At 68.5% G+C, this 333-nt stretch carries 1 protein-coding gene; it reads right to left on the reverse strand.

Going from position 1 to position 333, the window contains the following annotated elements:
• Window positions 1-333: hypothetical protein (locus RUGAMON1_RS32720; protein ID WP_445234435.1), on the reverse strand; the 333-nt coding region annotated here is incomplete at both ends.

The raw sequence follows: 333 nt of genomic DNA on the forward strand, positions 1-333 counted from the left end.
CAGGGCCTTGACCTGATTGGCGCTCAGGGCGGCAATCGCGTCGGACTTCAGTGCGGCGAAGTCGGCCGTTTCCAGCGCGGCGATGGCGGCGGTCGTCAGACCGGCCACTTGCGCGGTGCTCAGCGAACTTGCCTGTGCGGTGGTCAGCGCGACGATCTGGTTGGTGGTCAAACCGGATACGGCGGCGGTGCTCAGCGCGGCGATCTGGTTGGTCGACAGCGCGGCCACCTGTGCCGTGGCCAGACCCACCAGCTGTGCGCTGCGCAAGGCGGCGACATTGGCGGTGGTCAGGCCGACGATGTCGGCGGTCTCGATGGCGCCGATGGCGTTGCT

Source organism: Duganella rhizosphaerae (assembly GCF_040364205.1).
GTDB classification, from domain to species: Bacteria; Pseudomonadota; Gammaproteobacteria; order Burkholderiales; family Burkholderiaceae_D; genus Rugamonas; species Rugamonas rhizosphaerae.